This window comes from Candidatus Magnetominusculus xianensis, assembly GCA_001541255.1.
In the GTDB taxonomy this organism is placed as follows: domain Bacteria; phylum Nitrospirota; class Thermodesulfovibrionia; order Thermodesulfovibrionales; family Magnetobacteriaceae; genus Magnetominusculus; species Magnetominusculus xianensis.
The window spans coordinates 13,134-31,308 of sequence record LNQR01000036.1; the positions used below are offsets into that span (position 1 = coordinate 13,134).

At 38.7% G+C, this 18,175-nt stretch carries 15 protein-coding genes; 5 read left to right on the forward strand and 10 right to left on the reverse strand.

Annotated elements, in window-relative coordinates; all coding sequences use genetic code 11:
- Window position 1: 1 nt before the first annotated feature.
- Window positions 2–1,294, forward strand: coding sequence for an IMP cyclohydrolase (locus tag ASN18_RS05695; RefSeq protein WP_085051784.1), 1,293 nt, complete (start codon window positions 2–4; stop codon window positions 1,292–1,294).
- Between the two features lie 77 nt (window positions 1,295–1,371).
- Here ASN18_RS05695 and ASN18_RS05700 read toward each other — a convergent pair whose 3' ends face one another.
- Window positions 1,372–2,994 carry a methyl-accepting chemotaxis protein gene (locus ASN18_RS05700; RefSeq protein WP_236861547.1) on the reverse strand — a complete coding sequence of 541 codons (1,623 nt, stop codon included), beginning with the start codon at window positions 2,992–2,994 and terminating at the stop codon, window positions 1,372–1,374.
- Window positions 2,995–4,079: 1,085 nt separating this feature from the next.
- Here ASN18_RS05700 and ASN18_RS05705 point away from each other — a divergent pair.
- Both ASN18_RS05705 and ASN18_RS05710 read left to right on the forward strand, forming a co-directional pair.
- Window positions 4,080–5,351: a glycosyltransferase family protein gene (locus tag ASN18_RS05705; protein ID WP_157072852.1), complete on the forward strand. Its 1,272-nt coding sequence runs from the start codon at window positions 4,080–4,082 to the stop codon at window positions 5,349–5,351.
- A gap of 30 nt (window positions 5,352–5,381) precedes the next feature.
- Entirely contained in the window at window positions 5,382–6,098 is a 717-nt protein-coding gene (locus tag ASN18_RS05710; protein ID WP_236861548.1) for a class I SAM-dependent methyltransferase, read from the forward strand.
- A 9-nt stretch (window positions 6,099–6,107) separates the two neighbouring features.
- On the opposite strand, the gene ASN18_RS05715 is transcribed toward ASN18_RS05710, so the two are convergent.
- From ASN18_RS05715 to asnB, 9 genes are all read right to left on the reverse strand, one after another.
- Complete coding sequence (locus ASN18_RS05715; RefSeq protein WP_236861549.1) at window positions 6,108–7,058, reverse strand: methyltransferase domain-containing protein; 951 nt, start codon at window positions 7,056–7,058, stop codon at window positions 6,108–6,110.
- Between the two features lie 111 nt (window positions 7,059–7,169).
- Complete coding sequence (locus ASN18_RS05720; RefSeq protein ID WP_085051788.1) at window positions 7,170–8,606, reverse strand: B12-binding domain-containing radical SAM protein; 1,437 nt, start codon at window positions 8,604–8,606, stop codon at window positions 7,170–7,172.
- Between the two features lie 12 nt (window positions 8,607–8,618).
- Entirely contained in the window at window positions 8,619–10,040 is a 1,422-nt protein-coding gene (locus ASN18_RS05725) for a B12-binding domain-containing radical SAM protein (RefSeq protein WP_085051789.1), read from the reverse strand.
- Entirely contained in the window at window positions 10,037–10,942 is a 906-nt protein-coding gene (locus tag ASN18_RS05730) for a glycosyltransferase family 2 protein (RefSeq protein ID WP_085051790.1), read from the reverse strand. Before ASN18_RS05730 ends, ASN18_RS05725 begins: the two co-directional genes overlap by 4 nt.
- A gap of 69 nt (window positions 10,943–11,011) precedes the next feature.
- A complete protein-coding gene (locus ASN18_RS05735; RefSeq protein ID WP_085051791.1) occupies window positions 11,012–11,800 on the reverse strand; it encodes a polysaccharide deacetylase family protein in 789 nt (262 codons plus the stop codon).
- A complete protein-coding gene (locus ASN18_RS05740) occupies window positions 11,797–12,663 on the reverse strand; it encodes an alpha/beta hydrolase (protein WP_236861551.1) in 867 nt (288 codons plus the stop codon). Before ASN18_RS05740 ends, ASN18_RS05735 begins: the two co-directional genes overlap by 4 nt.
- Complete coding sequence (locus ASN18_RS05745) at window positions 12,653–13,789, reverse strand: radical SAM protein (protein ID WP_085051793.1); 1,137 nt, start codon at window positions 13,787–13,789, stop codon at window positions 12,653–12,655. The genes ASN18_RS05740 and ASN18_RS05745 overlap by 11 nt, the downstream gene beginning before the upstream one ends.
- Window positions 13,782–14,813, reverse strand: a complete 1,032-nt coding sequence (locus ASN18_RS05750; protein WP_236861552.1) for a glycosyltransferase family 2 protein — start codon at window positions 14,811–14,813, stop codon at window positions 13,782–13,784. The genes ASN18_RS05745 and ASN18_RS05750 overlap by 8 nt, the downstream gene beginning before the upstream one ends.
- On the reverse strand, window positions 14,806–16,731 hold the full coding sequence (gene asnB, locus ASN18_RS05755; RefSeq protein WP_085051795.1) for an asparagine synthase (glutamine-hydrolyzing): 1,926 nt from the start codon (window positions 16,729–16,731) through the stop codon (window positions 14,806–14,808). Before asnB ends, ASN18_RS05750 begins: the two co-directional genes overlap by 8 nt.
- 132 nt (window positions 16,732–16,863) lie before the next feature.
- Here asnB and nuoI point away from each other — a divergent pair, with 132 nt between their 5' ends.
- The gene (gene nuoI, locus ASN18_RS05760; RefSeq protein WP_236861554.1) at window positions 16,864–17,595 is read left to right on the forward strand and encodes an NADH-quinone oxidoreductase subunit NuoI; all 732 of its coding nucleotides are present in this window, start codon (window positions 16,864–16,866) and stop codon (window positions 17,593–17,595) included.
- Complete coding sequence (locus ASN18_RS05765; RefSeq protein ID WP_085051797.1) at window positions 17,592–17,990, forward strand: bacteriohemerythrin; 399 nt, start codon at window positions 17,592–17,594, stop codon at window positions 17,988–17,990. Before nuoI ends, ASN18_RS05765 begins: the two co-directional genes overlap by 4 nt.
- Window positions 17,991–18,175: the final 185 nt, after the last annotated feature.

Here is an 18,175-nt window from a genome sequence, read left to right on the forward strand (position 1 = left end):
AATGGCAGAACTTAAAAAGATGTATAAGACAATCCTTGATGATCACTTTCCGGATGACTTGACTATAACGCTTGGAGATACAACACTGGTTTATAGAAAAAGGACATGGAAAATCCCGGACGAAAAGACCGGTGAATTAATAGAAAAGGGTCTGCGCTACGGGGAAAACCCCGATCAGGAGGCGGCTGTCTATGAGCTGGTAAACGGGAATCTCACTATTGCCGGGTGCGAGTATATAAGGCCGGGGAAGGGTCTGGTAAGCGCTATCACTGAAGAGGACATGGTTCAGGCTGGGAAACATCCAGGTAAGACAAATCTTACTGACCTCGATAATGCGCTGAACATACTGAAGTATCTTACGCAAAGACCGGCAGCCGTTATATTAAAGCACAATAATCCCTGCGGGGCTGCCTATGGAGGCACTATTGAAGAGGCATACTTAAAGGCAGATATGGCTGACCGGATTGCTGCCTTTGGCGGGTGTCTTGCCTTGAACAGACCGGTTGATAAGGCAACGGCTGAGGCAATTGCGGCCAATTATCTGGAGGTCGTGGCGGCGCCGGAGTTTGAGGGGGGGGCATTGTCTGTTTTGACGAAGAAGAAGAATCTCAGGATAATACGTCTCAGACAGATGGCAGAGCTTGCCGGATACCGTGATATGAAATATATTGATTTTAAGGCGCTTATAGATGGAGGGTTGATAATTCAGCAGTCACAGACGAACAAGATAAGAAAGAAGGAGGATTTCCAGCTTGCAAAAACTACCTTTAAGGGCGTTGAATATACAATAGAAAGGCACCCGACAGACAGTGAATATGAGGATATGCTGTTTGGCTGGAACATTGAACAGGGGATTTCTTCAAACTCCGTGATATATGTAAAAGACGGCGTTACTGTAGGTATTGGCACAGGCGAACAGGACAGGGTAGGGGTAGCCGAGATAGCCGTGTTTAAGGCCTATACGAAGTATGCCGATGCGCTTTGTTTCAAGCGGCATGGAATTGCGTTAAAGGTATTTGAGCTGGAGGTCAAAGAGGGTAAACGCAAGAGAGATGAGCTTGATGAGATTGCTGTGGAGACAAAACAGGCTCGTGGCGGGCTGATTGGTTCGGCGATGATTTCAGATGCCTTTTTCCCGTTCAGAGACGGAGTAGATGTAGGTATTGAGGAGGGTGTAAGTGCAATAGTTCATGCCGGGGGGTCTGAGCGCGACTTTGAATCTATAACCGCATGTAACGAGGCTGACCCAAAGGTGACGATGGTTTTCACTGGACAGAGGGTGTTTAAACACTGACTAGGTAAATTCCGGCAAGGCAAATTACATAGAGGCCACCGGGGAGGTTTTCTCTCCCCGGTGCTTTACTCTTTATGTTATCCTTGTTTGACCAGTGGTTTGGCGTGTGTAATTTGTTTGATTATTTTGGGCTTTCTTGCTGCAGCAGTGCGAATGGGCGTAGTCATTTCTCCTATTCTGAAGAAACTGATTGCAGACTGAAGTTCTTCTGCCAGTGAGTTTAGTTCTTCTGATGTGGAGGCTAGTTCTTCGGCGGATGAGGCATTTTGTTGAATCACCTGGTCGAGCTGCTGCAGGGCCTTGTTAATCTGCTGGGCCCCGGTGTTCTGTTCGTTGCTTGCAGCGGCGATTTCCTGAATCAGTTCTGAGGTCTTGCGAATATCTGGTACAAGTTTTGACAGCATGTCTCCTGCTGTTTCGGCTATGTTGACGCTTGTTGCCGAGAGTTGGGTTATTTCTCCTGCGGCTTTTTGTGAACGCTCGGCGAGTTTTCTTACCTCAGAGGCCACGACTGCAAATCCCTTGCCGTGTTCACCAGCGCGTGCGGCCTCTATTGCTGCGTTTAGGGCAAGGAGGTTTGTCTGTCTGGCGATTTCCTCTATGATGGATATTTTGCTGGCAATTTCCTTCATTGCACTAACAGAGTCTGTTACTGACTTGCCGCTTACTGCCGTGTCTGAGGAGGCCTTTGATGCAAGTTTTTCTGTCTGCACGGCATTTTCTGTATTTTGCTGTATGTTGGAACTCATCTGATGCATTGACGACGATGTCTCCTCCACTGAGGCTGCCTGCTCTGTGGCCCCTTCAGATATTCTCTGGGCGTTTGCGCTTAACTCATTGCTGCTTAGCGCTACACTACTGGCCGTTGTTCGCACGTTTCCAATTACTTCCTTTAGTTTATCGACCATATTTTTCATCGCATTTAGAAGCTGTCCTGTCTCGTCGTTGCTTGTGATATTAATATCTACGTTAAGGTCTCCATCTGCAAGGCTGCCTGCTACTTTTAGCCCCTCTTTTATTGACCTTGTCACGTTGTTTATTATCCACCATGCAAAGAGAATCGAAAGTGTCAGGCATACTATAATTGTGACTATCGACAGATTTTTGATCCGGCTGACTGTCTGTGTATTAGTAGCATCAAGTTCAACTGCGATTTTAAATTGGAGGGCTATCAGTTCATCGAAGCTGCCTTTGGCCTTAGCATACAATGGCAGGATTTTTTTTACGGTAAATAAATTCGCGTCGTTAAACTCCCCTTTTTTGAGGTAAATGATACCCTGTTTAAGGCCTTCGCTTACAAACTTTTCTCTGTCATCGGCAAATTTATCAGCCAGTGTTTTTTCTTCGGGTGTCAGGTATGTGGCCATATAGCTTGTCCACAATTTAGTTATCTCGCCTAGATTGGCCTCGATTTTGTCTGTATGCTTAGTTATAGGGTGGTCGGAGTTATGTACCTTGCTGACCTCCAGTATCGGGTCATGGAACGAGGCAAGCAGCAACTGCTGGATATTTTCGCGCATTTTGTCGTTTATAACCGCAAGGTCTCCAACGGGAACCATTCTGTCGGCATAAAGAGTGTTAAAGTTCTTGTTAATGCTTGCTGATGAGCTAAGACCAAAGACCCCAAGCAAGACAACAATTACCGCCATAAACCCAACCAACGAAAACAAACGAACGCTAATCTTGACATTCTTAAACATACTTCCTCCATTCATTGATTTTTTAAGCAGCCTATTCAGCAACCTTATGCTGCCGATATTATAATGTATGTACATGTAGAGTTGTCAATAGCATCATGTCAAGCCAAGCTCCTGTATAGTAATTTTAGACCTATGGCTACTAAACAATCATGACTATCTCATAATTAGCTAATATTCCATGATATATATTATTTATATAAGCCTATCTTTATTTATATCCGTTAAGACATCAAGGCCAATCCCCATATCACCTTTAATTTCTCTCTTTGTGCCTCTCAGTCCCCCTTAGCTGTCTTTGGGCTGTTAAGCCAATATGACATCTTGCTTTGGCTTGACAGCTTGACATACGTCTATTGACTAATTCTCTGTACTTTATCTATATTACTGTCAGCGTTAACGAATTATCACCATATGGAAAGAACATGACACTTATAAAATCAATTATCTATTTCATTATATCGTATATAGTCTTTAGTGCTATTTATCTTTATTCACACTACGTGAATTTCAAAAGACTGTTCAATACCAGTGATTTCACTATATTTATTAAGAAATATGCAACTGAATATTATTGTGAAAATAAGAATTGCATTACTATCTTTGGTTTTTATGAATTATATAGTATACCAATTATTGTATTAATATTAGTGCTTTTAATTTATATTACTCGAAAATATTTTATTTCTCAGATTTTCCATGAGAAATGCTCATATTATATAAATAAATACGCATTTGCTGTTATGATTTTATTTGTAATATCTTTTCTTTTTTATATGAATATATACTTATTTACAAATCCATATACGTTTAGCATATCGGGTGGCGGAGATTCTGCCTGCTTTAATCAAATGCTATATAATCTAACGCATGGCTTTAAACCTGAGAACGCTATTTACTCATCTATGAGATATTTAATCGGTACTCCATACTATTATGCCTCGATCTTTTCCATTGGACAATATTGGCTGCCTATATTATTGTTGACCCCGCTATATTATTTGCATCCATACCCACCGATGAATATATACTCTATAGCGTTGGTTGTATTTCCTTTAGGCTCAATTGGTATGTATATTGCGATTAGGATGCTGAAAGCTAGTAAGGCCCTGTCGGTTATGGGTGCTGCTGGATATTTATTGCTGCCTCAGCTTGAGCACTCCGTATTTTATCATGGGATATTTGAGAATATAGCCTATGGAATATTACCATATGTATTTGCATCATTATTTGCGAGGAAGTGGGGTTGGTTTTATTTTACTGTGCTTATGTTTTCGCTTATTAGTTTACCATATTCCATTATGGCAATGATGATAGGGATAGTTACAGCGATATTTTATAGAGCAAAAATTAATGGAACAATTGCATTTATGATAGGTTTTGTAGTAACGCTTTGTGATAAGATTGTTTGGAAACAAAGCTTGTGTGGTATGACACTGTCTACTGTAGCTAACGTCAACATAATTAATGATTTTGTTATAAAACAAATACAGGGCTGGGTAAATAATGGTCAAGCTGTCGATACGCTTTTATGGAGACAATTTGACCAATTAGAGTATGTTAGTATAATGTTTCTTACAGTAGCTTTTTTACCAATATATGGGCTGAGAAGGCAAGGCAGATGGAATTATTATATTATTGGTCTAGTTTTATTGGCATTGATAAATGCTTTTGTAAATTCATTTCGCTTATCCGGATGGGATGTACATAGAACTGCTGCATGGGTTGTTCCAATTTATCTGTCGGCATTTGTAGCTTGTATAAATACTGAAACAGATAAGGATAATACGATAGCAGTATCAAGCCGTATTAATATATCTAAAATATTTTTATTTGCATGCATTATATCAATGACTCTGTTGACGACATTAAGATATCCATGGCTCGGACTGAATAATTATTTTAAAAGAGACAATCTAACAAAGGTAGCAAATTATCCTACCAATATCAGACAGGTGCTTAAACCACTTGAAATGACAAAAGAGAAGCATCTGATATTGTCTGATATTAAAAGAATGGTACCTGACAATGCATCCGTAGCATATTTTGATGACATATTCTTAGCAAACTATATTGCAAATCGCCAACATGCATGGCAAATGGATTATAGGTATCCAGATAGTGTTGAGTACTATATATTTACAGTCCCTGATTTTAATACACGCTTAGCTATTATTCATGATATAGAGTTCAAGGAAAAGATCAGTATGATTTTATCGGATAAGATGAAAGATGTAACACTGCTTTACAAAGACAATGCATTGCAGATATATAAGAATAACAAACCAACTCGCATTCCCCGATTGGAAGATACTTTAGGTTGGAGTGCAGTGATTCCTTTTAAGTCTTGCAATAAGTAAACAGATGTTGATATATCTAAAAAAATGATTATGAACACTAATGACAATAAAGATATCCTCAGAACATGGAGAAAGGTCTTTAATAGGGATTACTCTTCTATTTCAATACATAGTTTATTATGGAGATTTAAATATTTTACTGCACCTATTTATGAAACAGAGATCCTCTTGCCTGATAAAGGTGATATTCTGGACTTAGGTTGTGGAGAGGGTAACTATTGCAGATTTATCTCAGAAGTATCTAGTGATAGAAATATATTAGGTTTGGATATAAATAATGAGAGGATAACAAGGGCAATAGGTGATTTCAATAATAATAAAAATATCAAATATATCTGCTCATCGATTCATGAAATTGATGAAAGCTGCTTATTTGATGCAATAGTTATACATCATGTATTATATCTAATTGAGCATCGAGAACAGATTAGATTGTTAAAAAAGTGTTTTGAAATATTAAGGCCTGGCGGCAAGCTTGTGATTTTATCACTAGATATTAAGCAACCATTTTTCAATGTACTGATTCATAGTATGTTTTATGGTATATCTGCAATTACCACAATTGCAAAAAGATATTTAGGTATTTCCACGGAAAGACTGACTGGCATTCGGTTGAACAAGCCCACATATCTCAAAGATACAGATTACATAGAAATAATGAATGTTATCGGATTCAAGCTTGATAAAATTACAGAGAATAATCATTTCCCATTACCTTACTTGATTTTGTGTTTTAAAAAACATTGAAATAATGATTCATAACTTCCGCACTATAAAATTATGATGATACCCCAAGTTGCCAATAAAATATTTAACAGGTTTTACTCCATACTGTTCAAACCACTGTAAAACCTCATTTTTTGAATGAAAGGTAGCCTGCGGAGTTATATATCTGTCATAAAAATAGTTTCTGTACTCGCCTAGTGTGCTACTTTTAAATGTTCTAAATTTTATCATCTTGCCAGCATAAATAAAAGGAACAAACAATGGTACAATCACTTTGTCAATCACATTATTGCCTAAATTATTTTTTGAAATAGTTCGTAGTATTTTCCCTATAGTTGAATATTCTATATATTGAAACGATTCTTTTCTGTATATGAGCAAATAAAGCAAACCGCCAGATTTTAGCACCCTGATCAATTCACTTACCGACTTTTGTGCATCTGGTGTGTGGTGTACAACGCCAGAAGATATCACTATGTCAAACATCCCATCCCGAAAAGGCAGACTTAAGTTAGATGCATGAATGGTATTTATCCCGGTGGAGATTGTAAGACGCAATGAAGTTAAACTTAGATCTACAGAAAATACTTTTAACCCTTGCTCATGTAAATAACGGCTTATTATCCCCGCGCCGCAACCGCAGTCCAGTGATGTTTTTGAAACAACTATCTCATCATGATATTCCTTTAAGAACCTGCCTGCGCCGGAATGCATAAGATATTTTTCTTTGATTCCGGATTGTCCCCATAAAAATGGTGTCTCCTGATAATGATTTTGAGTATCTTTTTGAATTTCAATAGAATTTGTAAAAACAAATGATGGGAATTCATCGATGAAATTATAGATAGCTCCACATTGGCTGTTTAAGCATAAGTACCTGGGTGGGGTGACATTGTATAGTAAATCCGATTTACATCGGGGACAAACCAATATTTCTAACAAACTCTGGCAGGGGTCCGAATCGACTTGTTTATCAACCACATCCTGATGCATGTCCATATTATAATTAATATTGCAGACAATTTGCAAATAGAGCCCACCAGCGTGGCTTAAGACACAACAATTCATTTAGCCGTTCTAATTCTTTGTTAATCATAAAACCTTTGGAATAACAATTTTGATAAATACCATAAATGCCCGTAATAATGAAAGAATATCTCTGGTTGAGCGTATACCCTTGATTTTATTTAATATATAATTAGGTCGTAAGTAGAACTCTTTCATGGCTTTTTTTTGCCAATAATGCAAAGTCTCAGGAGGCAAGTTCGGCAGTATTAATGGTGGATTGTTGTTTCCGTATGCTAAAAGGTCTGTATATGACCAATCTTTTCTTAAATAACCCAGGTCGTTTGCCATTGTGTATAATTTAGTGCCAGGATATGGCATAGCGATAAAAAAAGCTGCGCTATCGAGGCCGAGAGTTTTTGAATATCTGATAGATTCCTTGATTGTATCCTCGGTTTCGCCAATGTTGCCTATCATGAAATTGCCCATGACTTTCAATTTGGCTTTCTTGCATATTTTTACTGCCTCGATACCTTGTTTCACTGTAGTCTTTTTGTTTATGGACTTCAATATCTCATCGGAGCCTGATTCAAATCCAAAATTTACTATTTCGCAGCCAGCATCTTTCATCTTAATCATCGCGTCTTCCCATACGTAATTGACCCGGGTCATGCAGGTCCAGTGTATTTTCATATCCTTACTGATAATTTCATTACAAATATCTATTGTCCTCTGTCTGCTGATTGGGAAAATATCATCGTTAAAATTAAATTTAGTTATATTAAACGTCTTATAACACTCCTCTATTTCATTTACTACATTCATTGCGCTTCTTATGCGAACCTTTCCACTCCAGATATTGCGGGACGAGCAGTAGACACAATCATATGGACACCCCCTGGACGTAAAGATATTGCTGAATCCTCCTTTATGAGTTATGTCCTTTGCCGTAGATGGTTCATAGAGGCTCATGGGAAGTAAATCTCTTGCAGGGAATGGGATCATATCTATATCACGTATATACTCTATCTCGTGGTTGAAGATGATTTTCCCGTCGTTTCTATAAGCGAGGCCTTTTATTTCAGCAAAACTCCAGCCATTTGAAATCGCATCCAATAAATAAGCGAAAGGTTTTTCCCCTTCACCTATTATGGAAAAATCTATCTGAGGAATTTCATCCAAAAGTTCTTTAGGAAACGCCGATGGATGTGCCCCGCCTACGACGGTAACAATGTTCTTATTAATCTCCTTGGTCATTGTGATGATTTTCTTTGCAGAATTGTAGGCTGGGGTTGTCATGGTTACAGCAACAATGTCTGGCGCATAGTTTGTTATCTTGTTGTGTATCATGTCGAAATCATATTCGAGCGATTCGGCATCCAATATTTCTATGGCAGTCAGCGAATTTGAATATTTTCGTGCATAGGCAGCGATATAGGCTATATTTAATGGAGCAGTTTTACCGCCTTGCCCACTAAAATTATATATTTTAGTAAACGGAGGATTAATTAATAATATTCTCATTTCTCTAATATCCTAATGTCTGTTTTTCAGTATCTTAACTGCTGCTTTAGCTTTTTCCCTAAGCTCTCTAATGCTTTTTATGGATGATATCTGCCTTAGAATTCTCTTCCCGCTGAAATAATATTTTCTATATGTATCAGTTAACATTTTGTTTAATTCGCCAGTTGTAAAGTTTTCTGTCCATACAGGCATCTCAAATTCAATCGTCGGATCTTCAGCTAATTTCTTCCAAACATCTTCAAAGAGATTCCTTTTTATCCCTTCTTCATAAGACTTTGTCTTAGGATAAGGTGTAAAAATAGAAATCATCACATAGTCTGGGTCTATTAGTTCCATAAACTCGTGTGTTAACTTAATATCTTGTCTGGTCTCCCCTGGATTTCCAAACATAAAATAAGCCGTTGTAAGGATGTTATGTTTTTTGGTGATCTTAACCGTATCATGAATCTGCTGTAACGTAATTCCCTTGTTCATTCTGTCGAGAATTGTCTGGCTTCCCGACTCCACTCCGTATTGAATGCCTAGACAGCCTGCTTTTTTCAGGTAATAAAGCATTTCTTCATCCACAGTGTCCACCCTGGACCTTATATTGAATTCAATGTCAAGCTTTGAGTCTGTAATAGCTATACAAAAATCAATAACCCGTTTCCTGTTGACCGTGAACGTATCGTCATAGAATAGAAAACTTTTAATTCCAATATCGTTACAAATTTTCAGTTCGTGTATTACGCTTTCCACGCTTCGTGGCCTGAACGCTTTGCCGACAGAGGGTCTGTCGCAGTAGTTGCATCGGAATGGACATCCACGGCTGGAAAGAATACTTGTTACCGGCGATTTTTTCATAATTATGGACGAATATTTTTTGTAAGGCAGAATTGTCCTGTCTGGAATGGGTAAAGAATTTAAATCCTTAATATAATCAGCTCTTTCATTATTTTCTATTACGCCGTCACTATCTTTATAGATAACGCCCTTTAGTCCCGAGGCATATCCTCTGTTGCTGAATTCTCTTAGGAATTCCCCAAAGACTATCTCCCCTTCGCCGTGGATTGCGTAATCAACGTCCTTCCATGCAGCGGTTTCCAAAGGATAACAGTTTACGTGAGGTCCTCCTACTACTATCTTAGAGTTGGGACAAATCTTCTTTGACATTTGAATTGTTTTATATGCGTCTCTAACTGTCATTGACATTGCTGTAATACCTATTATGTCAGGGTTAAACTGTGAAATCTTGTTAGCCAGAGATTCATAAGATAAACCCTCAACCTGAACATCAATAAGCATGGTGGTGTAATCAGTGTTTTGCATTGCCTGTGCTGCGATGGACAGTATGCCAAGTGGAGGCGTCACTCCCTTGCCTTCACTGACAAAGTATGGCAAGGGAGATTGTATCTCATTTTCACTTGACGGATTTATTAAAAGCAGCCTTTTCATTGAATAGATTCTTTGTTTTTATCTTTATTTACCTGTGAGGCTGACTCCAGCCTTAACATGGAAAGCTGGTCGGCAAGCAGTCCAAAGAAAAAGATATTTATTGCTGAAATAATAAAAACAATTCCCATTTTAGGCATAGAAATATTAGCTATTATATGATATAAACTGTACATCCCGCCCACGATAAACATTATCAAAGCAAACGGCATAAAGATTTTTAATGGATTAAAAGTCATTATCATTCGTAATATCAGCAAAAGTGTTTTAAGTCCGTCCTGAAAAAATTTTACTTCGCTTTGTCCGTCAGTCCTTTTATTAATATTGATAGGAACGTATGTGATATCGTATCCGTTCTTTATAAAGGCCAGCGTCATTGTTGTTGTAATTGAAAAGCCGTTGGGATATAGATTGATAAACTCAAAAAACTTATCCTTGTTAAAAGCCCTTAATCCTGAATTGATGTCAGGGATGTCTATGCCGACAAGTATCTCCGCTATATTTACGAGGAACCATTTCCCGATGTTTCGTATGGTGAGGGCCTTGTTCTTCTGCCCACGGTCGCCAATAACCAAGTCGGCACTTTCCATTTTATTAATGATTTTCTTGATTTCATCGATATTATGCTGACCGTCCGAATCCATTAATAATACAACATCGTTGAACGAGGCCCTTACCCCTGTTTTTATCGCGGCACCATAGCCCTTGTTGTAAGTGTGAGAGAGTATTTTTACATTAGGGATATTTGAGTTATCAGATAATATCCTTGAACTCCCATCGGTTGAGCCATCGTTTACTAATATAATCTCACAGCCTTCTTCTAAAGGATATACCTTTATCTTTTCAATCAAAGCAGGCAAACTTGCCTCTTCATTATATACAGGTATAATTATGCTGTAGGACACTTCCCGACATTACCTCGCTATAATCATCTGCATGTTACAGTACTATTAATTCGATACTTATATCAAGTATTAAAATATGTTGGCATGGTTGATTATCTTTTGGCGTAGAGGCTCAAACTTGAACCCCTTACCGGCTAACCCTTCTATTAGTCTGCAAAGTGTATCTTTGATTTTTGTATCTGCCATAATATAGTACCAAAAGTTTACTTTCATAGAGAAACGTCTGTCGTAATTTTTTTTTACCAAGTCAAAAGGATGGGCATATATGATTATCCCGTCCTGTACTGCGGCGCTCTCTATAAAAGACCTATGTCCCATGTTGTGTATCCACACAAGCCCCATAGGCAGCTTAAGTCTGTGCCACACGCCAACTTCATATTCCTCAACAGGGCTTATGTTTTGTACTCTTATTTTTTTTGTACGGGAGATGGGACTCCGACATATTGATGAGTCGTATTTAAAGTTTAACTCATCTAATAGTGCAAAAAGGTCTTCTCTAAATCTGAACTGAGGTGTTCTAAACCCTAACGGCTCTTTCTCTGTAAGCCGCATCAACGCTTCTTTGGCCTTCAACACATCGTTGCGCAACTGCTCTTTGCTTAAAATGTTGTAACTGTGCCTGTGGCAAAATCCATGTACAGCCAATTCATGACCCAAAGGTTCAATTTCTTTTAATATGTCTTTACAGTGTTCTATAATCTCGCCAGATATAAAAAAAGTCGATCGCACAGAGTATTGTTTTAATATTTCTAAAAGCCATGGCATACCTTCAAGTATCCCTGTGAGGGTTCCATTTTCAGGAGCTGTGCGTCCTCCCCAGTCTGTTTCGATATCGAACGTAAGATAGGCAGTCTTCATCTAATCCTTTCATTTTGATCACTGTATTTTAAGCTTATCGATTCACAAAAATTGTAAACAATGTTTGCCAGTTGATTTGGAGCTTCAATGAAAGGGCTGTGTCCGGCGCCTTCTACAACTTCGAACTTATTGAATTCCCCTGTTGTGGATTCATAAAGGGTTCTGACATTTCTAACAGGAATTTGTTCATCTTTTTCACAAGCTATAAATAATAATGGTTTATTTATATGGCAAATAATTTGTTGGTTATTGAGTCCAATAGCATAGCGGCATATCTTAATGTTTTTCATAGGGGAGGCAAAACCTATTTCTTCCGCTTTAAGAGCATTTTGAGGATTATAAAATAATTTATTATAGTTAACGCTGTTACGTATATATATATCCGGTAAAAAAGGTAATATATTATATAGGATTCCAAATGTATTGAATATGATTTTTTTTAAAGGACTAAGACTGCCGCCGCTTTTTATCTGAGGAGCCAGGAGTATGGCAGCTTTTACGGTATCCGCCTCTTTCGCTGATAAGGCCGCGGCAAAAGCCCCAAAGCTATGTCCTAAAAGAATAATCCCGCTGTCTTGTTGGCCTGATATGAATCTTGAGGCTGCAAGGGTATCTTCCATGTGGATTTTTCTATCTATATAAGATATTATTCCTTCACTTTTCCCGTGTCCGCTAAAGTCAAATGTTAAAACAGACATACCTTTAGCGCATAGTATCTCTGGGAAAACGCCGAATTCCCGGCTGTCTGTAAATATGCCATGTAAAAGCACTATGGGGGGGATTCTGGAGACGTTTTTATTATAATACCAAGTGCCATGAAGTTTATTTCCAGCATACCCCTTTAAAATTACTTCACTTTTCACAGTTCCGAAATCCGCGTCCTCCAAAAATAAAAAGATATGCCATATAAAATAAAATTACAGGATAGTATGAAGGGTTAAATATTATGTTATCTAATACCACACACCCCCATGTGCAGTGGCATTTCTTTGCCCCTAAGTACTTACTCCTGAATTTAGACATTGACTCTGAGTTCAGGATATTTGAAATTATGTAGCCGTTATCTCGTACATTTCCCACCGGCGTCCAGAGCGGTTCACATGGAAAGACATCGCCAATATCGTCAATAACAGCAATTCTTCTGCCTGCCCCGCACAGCCGTCCCATATCGCCTTTTTTTATTATTCTGAGCAGAGACTCATCCCTTATGATTTTAATAGCCCTGAAAATCAAGGAATGCAGGTCATATTTACTTCTAAATTTCATATAAATCTGTATCTGTCTGGAGAGTTTATAAAACGCTTTATAGTTGAGCTCGTTGATTTTTTCTTTAAGGATATTGTAACCATGAGGGAACGTAATTTGAAAACGGTCAAAGATATACTTTGCGTCAAAATCCCTTGCCATATCCCAAACTACATCTTCATTGCCCTGCTGATAAGTCAGGTTCATCTTAATCCTTAAATTTGTAAATTGACTCTGTAACACAGAAAGCTGCTCGTAGGTGTATATGATCTTTTTATAAAGGCCCCTGATATTACGCAGCCTGTCATGCGTATCTTCCGGACCATCGATTGAAAGCTGTATCTCCAGGATAATATTCGGATTGTTTTCAAGGATTGCTTTCGTTTGTTTTAGTATTGAATCTGTATAAAAACCATTTGTAGGAATATCGATTATATTGGTTTCACAGTGGTCGATAAAGGCTTGTATTATCCTTGCCAAATCATTGCGTATAAACGGTTCTCCACCGCTAAGGGACAGCTTTGATAATTTGCCGTAATTTTTTGCAATAAGCTCTATCTCTTCGGATGTCAGCTCGCGTTTTTTTCTTTCAGGGTCTTTTATCTGTTCGATAAAATGACAGTATTCGCACCTTGCATTACAGTGGGAAGTAACAAAAAAAATGAGGTCAGGCGGCATCTCCGGCTGCCTGATAACCCTTAATATCGATTTTATATATGAAAATATCTGAGTTAATTTATTCAAATCTCTTAAACCTTTCTTTTTTTTGTATAATCAATTTTTGCAGATTATGCCAATTGAAAATCCCTCTGATAAGCCCGAATGTGAATCCAAAATACACCATAATATGGGTAATAAAAATGCCCAAAGGCAGAGAGAGAAAGAGTTTATATTCTTTAACGTATTTCAGAGATGAGACTATAACGGCAATAAAATAAATTATTCCAAAAGCCAGCAGAATTTTATATCCCCCGTATAAAATCAAAAGAGGACCTGCTATGTAAGACAACAGAACAAGCATTATTTGAAAAGTATCAGTATATAAACAATAATACAATGGGAATACCTTTCCTATTTCATATCTGGTTTTATACTTGTAGTAAAAATAAGGGGAAAATGCCGGCCTTATATCATGTTGCACCTGAAGAGCGCTGAGCATAACCAGGCGGTAGCCGAGATTGACGGCAATATAGTTGAATTCCACATCGTCGAGAAAATATGTTATGTCTTCGTTGAATCCACCAATATCAATGAACGTTTCCCTGAGCATTGACACATTACACAGGGGCAGGTCGTGAATGCCTACGGTTCTGAGATTGCTTTGTAGATTCTTGTGTGATACCAACCCTTCAGTCAGATAATTTTCTTGAATTGCGGATGGCAGCCGGTACCTATAATCCTGGCGAAAATCTCTGTTAGGACCGCCAACTATATCGCGCGGGTTACCCTTCAGATGCTCAACTATGACGCTTATCCAGTTTTCAGGAACTAATACATCGTCGTCAATAAAACATAAGATGCCGCATTGCGCTGTCTGAGCTGCACGGTTGCGCTTTACGCTGGGTGATATTGCCGGTTCTGTCGTCATAAATTTTATATTCAAGTTTATATTCAAGCTGGCAGGCAGTTCAATTGCTGCGTGTTTTCCGACGAGGATTACTTCTTTTGGCTTATCAACCATCGCATTCAGGCTTTTAAGGCAATTTAAGAGCGTAGTATTGTCTCTGCCTACGGGTATTATTATCGATACAGGTAATATTTCATTCATTTTGAGCAAACACCGTATCAAAATGTTGATTATTAAAAAACATCTTATACCAAAGCTGAAATATAAGGATATTCCATATCTGGCGCGCATAGAACTGTGCCGCAAGTTTATTGTGGCGAAGTATATATCTGTATGAAGGGGTGTTTTTATAGTTTAAAAGATTAACTAAGGCCTTACTATTAAAAATAGTATTATTAAGCTCATTGTCCTCGGTAAAAATCCGCCTGCAAAGATTGTCATAATGGGCAGAAAAGAAACTATTAATAGGCGTGTTAAATCGCTGCTTCGTCCTGTTTCTGATTTCATCGGGCAAGAGCCCTTTCATTGTGGTGCGTAATAGCTGTTTATCTTTAAATATATGTGTCTTAAGGCTCATCGGCAGACTCATAACAAATTCCACGATGCGGTAATCTAAAAAAGGAAGGCGTCCTTCTACCGACCTGGACATGGTCATTCTATCCACTCTTAGTAATATATCTTCACTCAACCACCCTTGAAGCTCAAACCTTAGAATCCCATCCGCTATATTATTTACACCCCTAAAAGCCTTTTTTATTCTTTCCAATATATCAGCAGTTGCGTGGCTGACTTCTTTATCCTCATTTATAAGCAGCATGGACAGCTCAAAATTGTCCATTACACTTATCAGATAGAAGAAATTTAGCTCATGGTCGTTGAGGGAGCCGACATATCTTTTCAGGCGCTCGAAGGCGTTGTCGTATGTAAGCAGCGATTTCGTTGAACGCAATATCTTGTTAAGAAAGTATTGTGTTAGAGGATTTCTAAGCAATTGTGATAATTTCTGAATCTTAATTTCTTCGTAACCTGCGAATATTTCATCCGCGCCATGACCAAGCAGCAGGACTGTGGCATATTTTTTCACCTCTTTCATTGCCAGATAATATGCTACAGAAGAAGGCCCTCCGACAGGTTCATCGTTATACCATATGACTTCAGGTAAAGATTTTATATGGTCGGCTCTTATTAGTATATCCTGATGGTGTGTGTGGAATTGCTTTGATATCATATGCGCATACGAAAATTCATTATCCTTTTGTCCTTCGAATCCAATGGAAAAAGTATGAATATTATCCATGTCTGACGATGCAAGCGCGCAGATAGCAGAGGAATCTATGCCTCCTGAAAGCATAATTCCAACTGGAACATCAGATATAAGCCTCATCTGGACGGAGTCTTTTATAAGGTAAAGGAATTGCTCTTGTGCTGCCTGCTGGCCCAAATTAGCCGACAAGTCAGGCAAGCTCCAGTAAGCGTCCACCACAGGTGGTTTGCCTTGTTCGTAGATGAGATAATGTCCTGGTTCCAATTTATAAACATTATCAATTACGGTTAGTGGATTATGGGTGTAACGTAACATAAGTAGCTCGTAGAGAGCCTTGTTGTTGAGTCTTTTTTTTACTTTTTCACATTGTAGAATTGATTTTATCTCAGAGGCAAAAACGAATATTGAGCCATCATAGTAATAATACAATGGTTTAATTCCAATCCTGTCACGCGCTAAAAAAAGTACGCGATTCTTTTCTTCCCAAATAGCGAAAGCAAACATACCATTAAGGCTTGAAAGACATTTAACCCCTATCTCTTCATATAAATGTAATATTACCTCTGTGTCAGTGTCGGAAGCAAACTTATGTCCTCTTTGAATTAAATCTTTTCTTAGTTGTCTGTAATTATATATTTCTCCATTATAAATTATCTTAAACGTATCATCCTCATTTGTTAAAGGCTGTCTCCCCCGCTCGGACAGATCAATAATACTTAGCCTCTGGTGCCCTAACGATACATGCTCAGATACGTAACTCCCCATGTCGTCATTACCTCTATGTGAGATTACCTTCATCATTTCCTTCAGGGTTTTATCATTACGGAAGCCTACAAAACCTGCAATCCCACACATAAAGCTGAGTATAACATAGTTGTATTTATAATACAAGACCAAATTATGCCAAAATAGTTAATATGTTCTTATTGTATGTCCTTGATTTTTATTGCCATCATATATTGGCAAAATACCATGAATCAATAGATTATGGATAGAACAAAATTACCATCTCTTCTGATTAGTTTTTATCTTGACATAGGGCAGGACATAGTGCTAAACTTGCATATTATGGAAGATGTAGAAACAAAAGTGTCTGAACCGGTGGCAGTTGAGCCTCAAGCGCAGGGCCGGACATCTCCGAAACTTGTTACAAAGGCTGAACCGGATGTCTGGTGGAAGGGTTTTCTGAAGAGGGTGTTTTTCGTTGAAATCCTCAAGGGAATGTCGCTGACTATGTCGTATATGTTTAAAAAACCTGTTACCAGGCAATATCCGAAGGAAAAAAGGGAGTCAATGCCGGGATTCAGGGGGATGCACGCCCTTGTCAGAAAGCCGCTTACGCGCAGGGCGCGATGTGTGGGCTGTGGTCTGTGTGCCGCTATATGCCCATCAAAGTGTATCACGATATATACGTCTGAAGGGAAGACCCATGAGAAAGTCGTTGACCGTTACGAGATAGAGATTCTCAGATGTTTGTTCTGCGGATTATGTGTCGAGGCGTGTCCGTTTCAGGCCATCGTACTGACAGGACATTATGAATACGCAGACGCCTCAAAGGATACCTTTCGCTTAACAAAGGAAATGCTCATGGACAACTGGGATAAGTATATGACAGATGAGAAAGGTAAATTCTACTTTAAGAATTTTTGGGCGCCAAGAAGAAACCATTTTGAGACCCCTGCAGAACAGGCTGTCTTTAAAGGTAAACCTTCCTCATGATGTTCCAATGGACTGAGAACTTGTCCGTAGGTGTAGAGCTGATGGACGAACAGCACAAGGAGCTGTTTCAAAGGGTGAACGCCTTTGTCGAGGCGGTAGCGCAGAACAAGGAAAGCGTATTCGTCGAGGAATTAATCAAAAATCTTGAGAGTTATATTGAGACACACCTGACCCTTGAAGAGACATACATGAAGCAGTACGACTACGACGAAGAAGACACTGATGCGCACCTTAAGCAGCACAAGACTCTGAGGACAAACTTCCAAAGGCTAAAGGCAGAATATCAGAAAAAAGGCTCAAGCAAGGATTTAAACCAAAAACTCCAGGAACACCTTTGCAACTGGCTTATAACCCATGTCAACAAAATAGACAGAAAGCTGGGCGATTATTTATAAGGAAACGTTGGTTGCCAGTTGTCCCCTGTTCATTAAATGTTCATCAAATCTGAGCGTTAGCTTACCCTTTAATAACAGCGGCACAGCAATTCTCAATTGGTGCGCAAGCTTTTTCCATTGTGTTGTAGGTCCGCTTGCCATTTTCTCCGAAGGGAGGTTATTATTGGACATTGATGTTATGGGCT

Bases quoted from the DNA above. Each gene is read 5' to 3' on its own strand.
- ASN18_RS05720 (WP_085051788.1), bottom strand. From the start codon at position 8,606: ATGAGAATATTATTAATTAATCCTCCGTTTACTAAAATATATAATTTT.
- ASN18_RS05710 (WP_236861548.1), top strand. From the start codon at position 5,382: ATGAACACTAATGACAATAAAGATATCCTCAGAACATGGAGAAAGGTC.
- ASN18_RS05735 (WP_085051791.1), bottom strand. From the start codon at position 11,800: ATGAAGACTGCCTATCTTACGTTCGATATCGAAACAGACTGGGGAGGA.
- ASN18_RS05700 (WP_236861547.1), bottom strand. From the start codon at position 2,994: ATGTTTAAGAATGTCAAGATTAGCGTTCGTTTGTTTTCGTTGGTTGGG.
- ASN18_RS05765 (WP_085051797.1), top strand. From the start codon at position 17,592: ATGATGTTCCAATGGACTGAGAACTTGTCCGTAGGTGTAGAGCTGATG.
- ASN18_RS05725 (WP_085051789.1), bottom strand. From the start codon at position 10,040: ATGAAAAGGCTGCTTTTAATAAATCCGTCAAGTGAAAATGAGATACAA.
- ASN18_RS05695 (WP_085051784.1), top strand. From the start codon at position 2: ATGGCAGAACTTAAAAAGATGTATAAGACAATCCTTGATGATCACTTT.
- nuoI (WP_236861554.1), top strand. From the start codon at position 16,864: ATGGATAGAACAAAATTACCATCTCTTCTGATTAGTTTTTATCTTGAC.
- ASN18_RS05750 (WP_236861552.1), bottom strand. From the start codon at position 14,813: ATGAATGAAATATTACCTGTATCGATAATAATACCCGTAGGCAGAGAC.
- asnB (WP_085051795.1), bottom strand. From the start codon at position 16,731: ATGTGTGGGATTGCAGGTTTTGTAGGCTTCCGTAATGATAAAACCCTG.
- ASN18_RS05705 (WP_157072852.1), top strand. From the start codon at position 4,080: ATGCTGAAAGCTAGTAAGGCCCTGTCGGTTATGGGTGCTGCTGGATAT.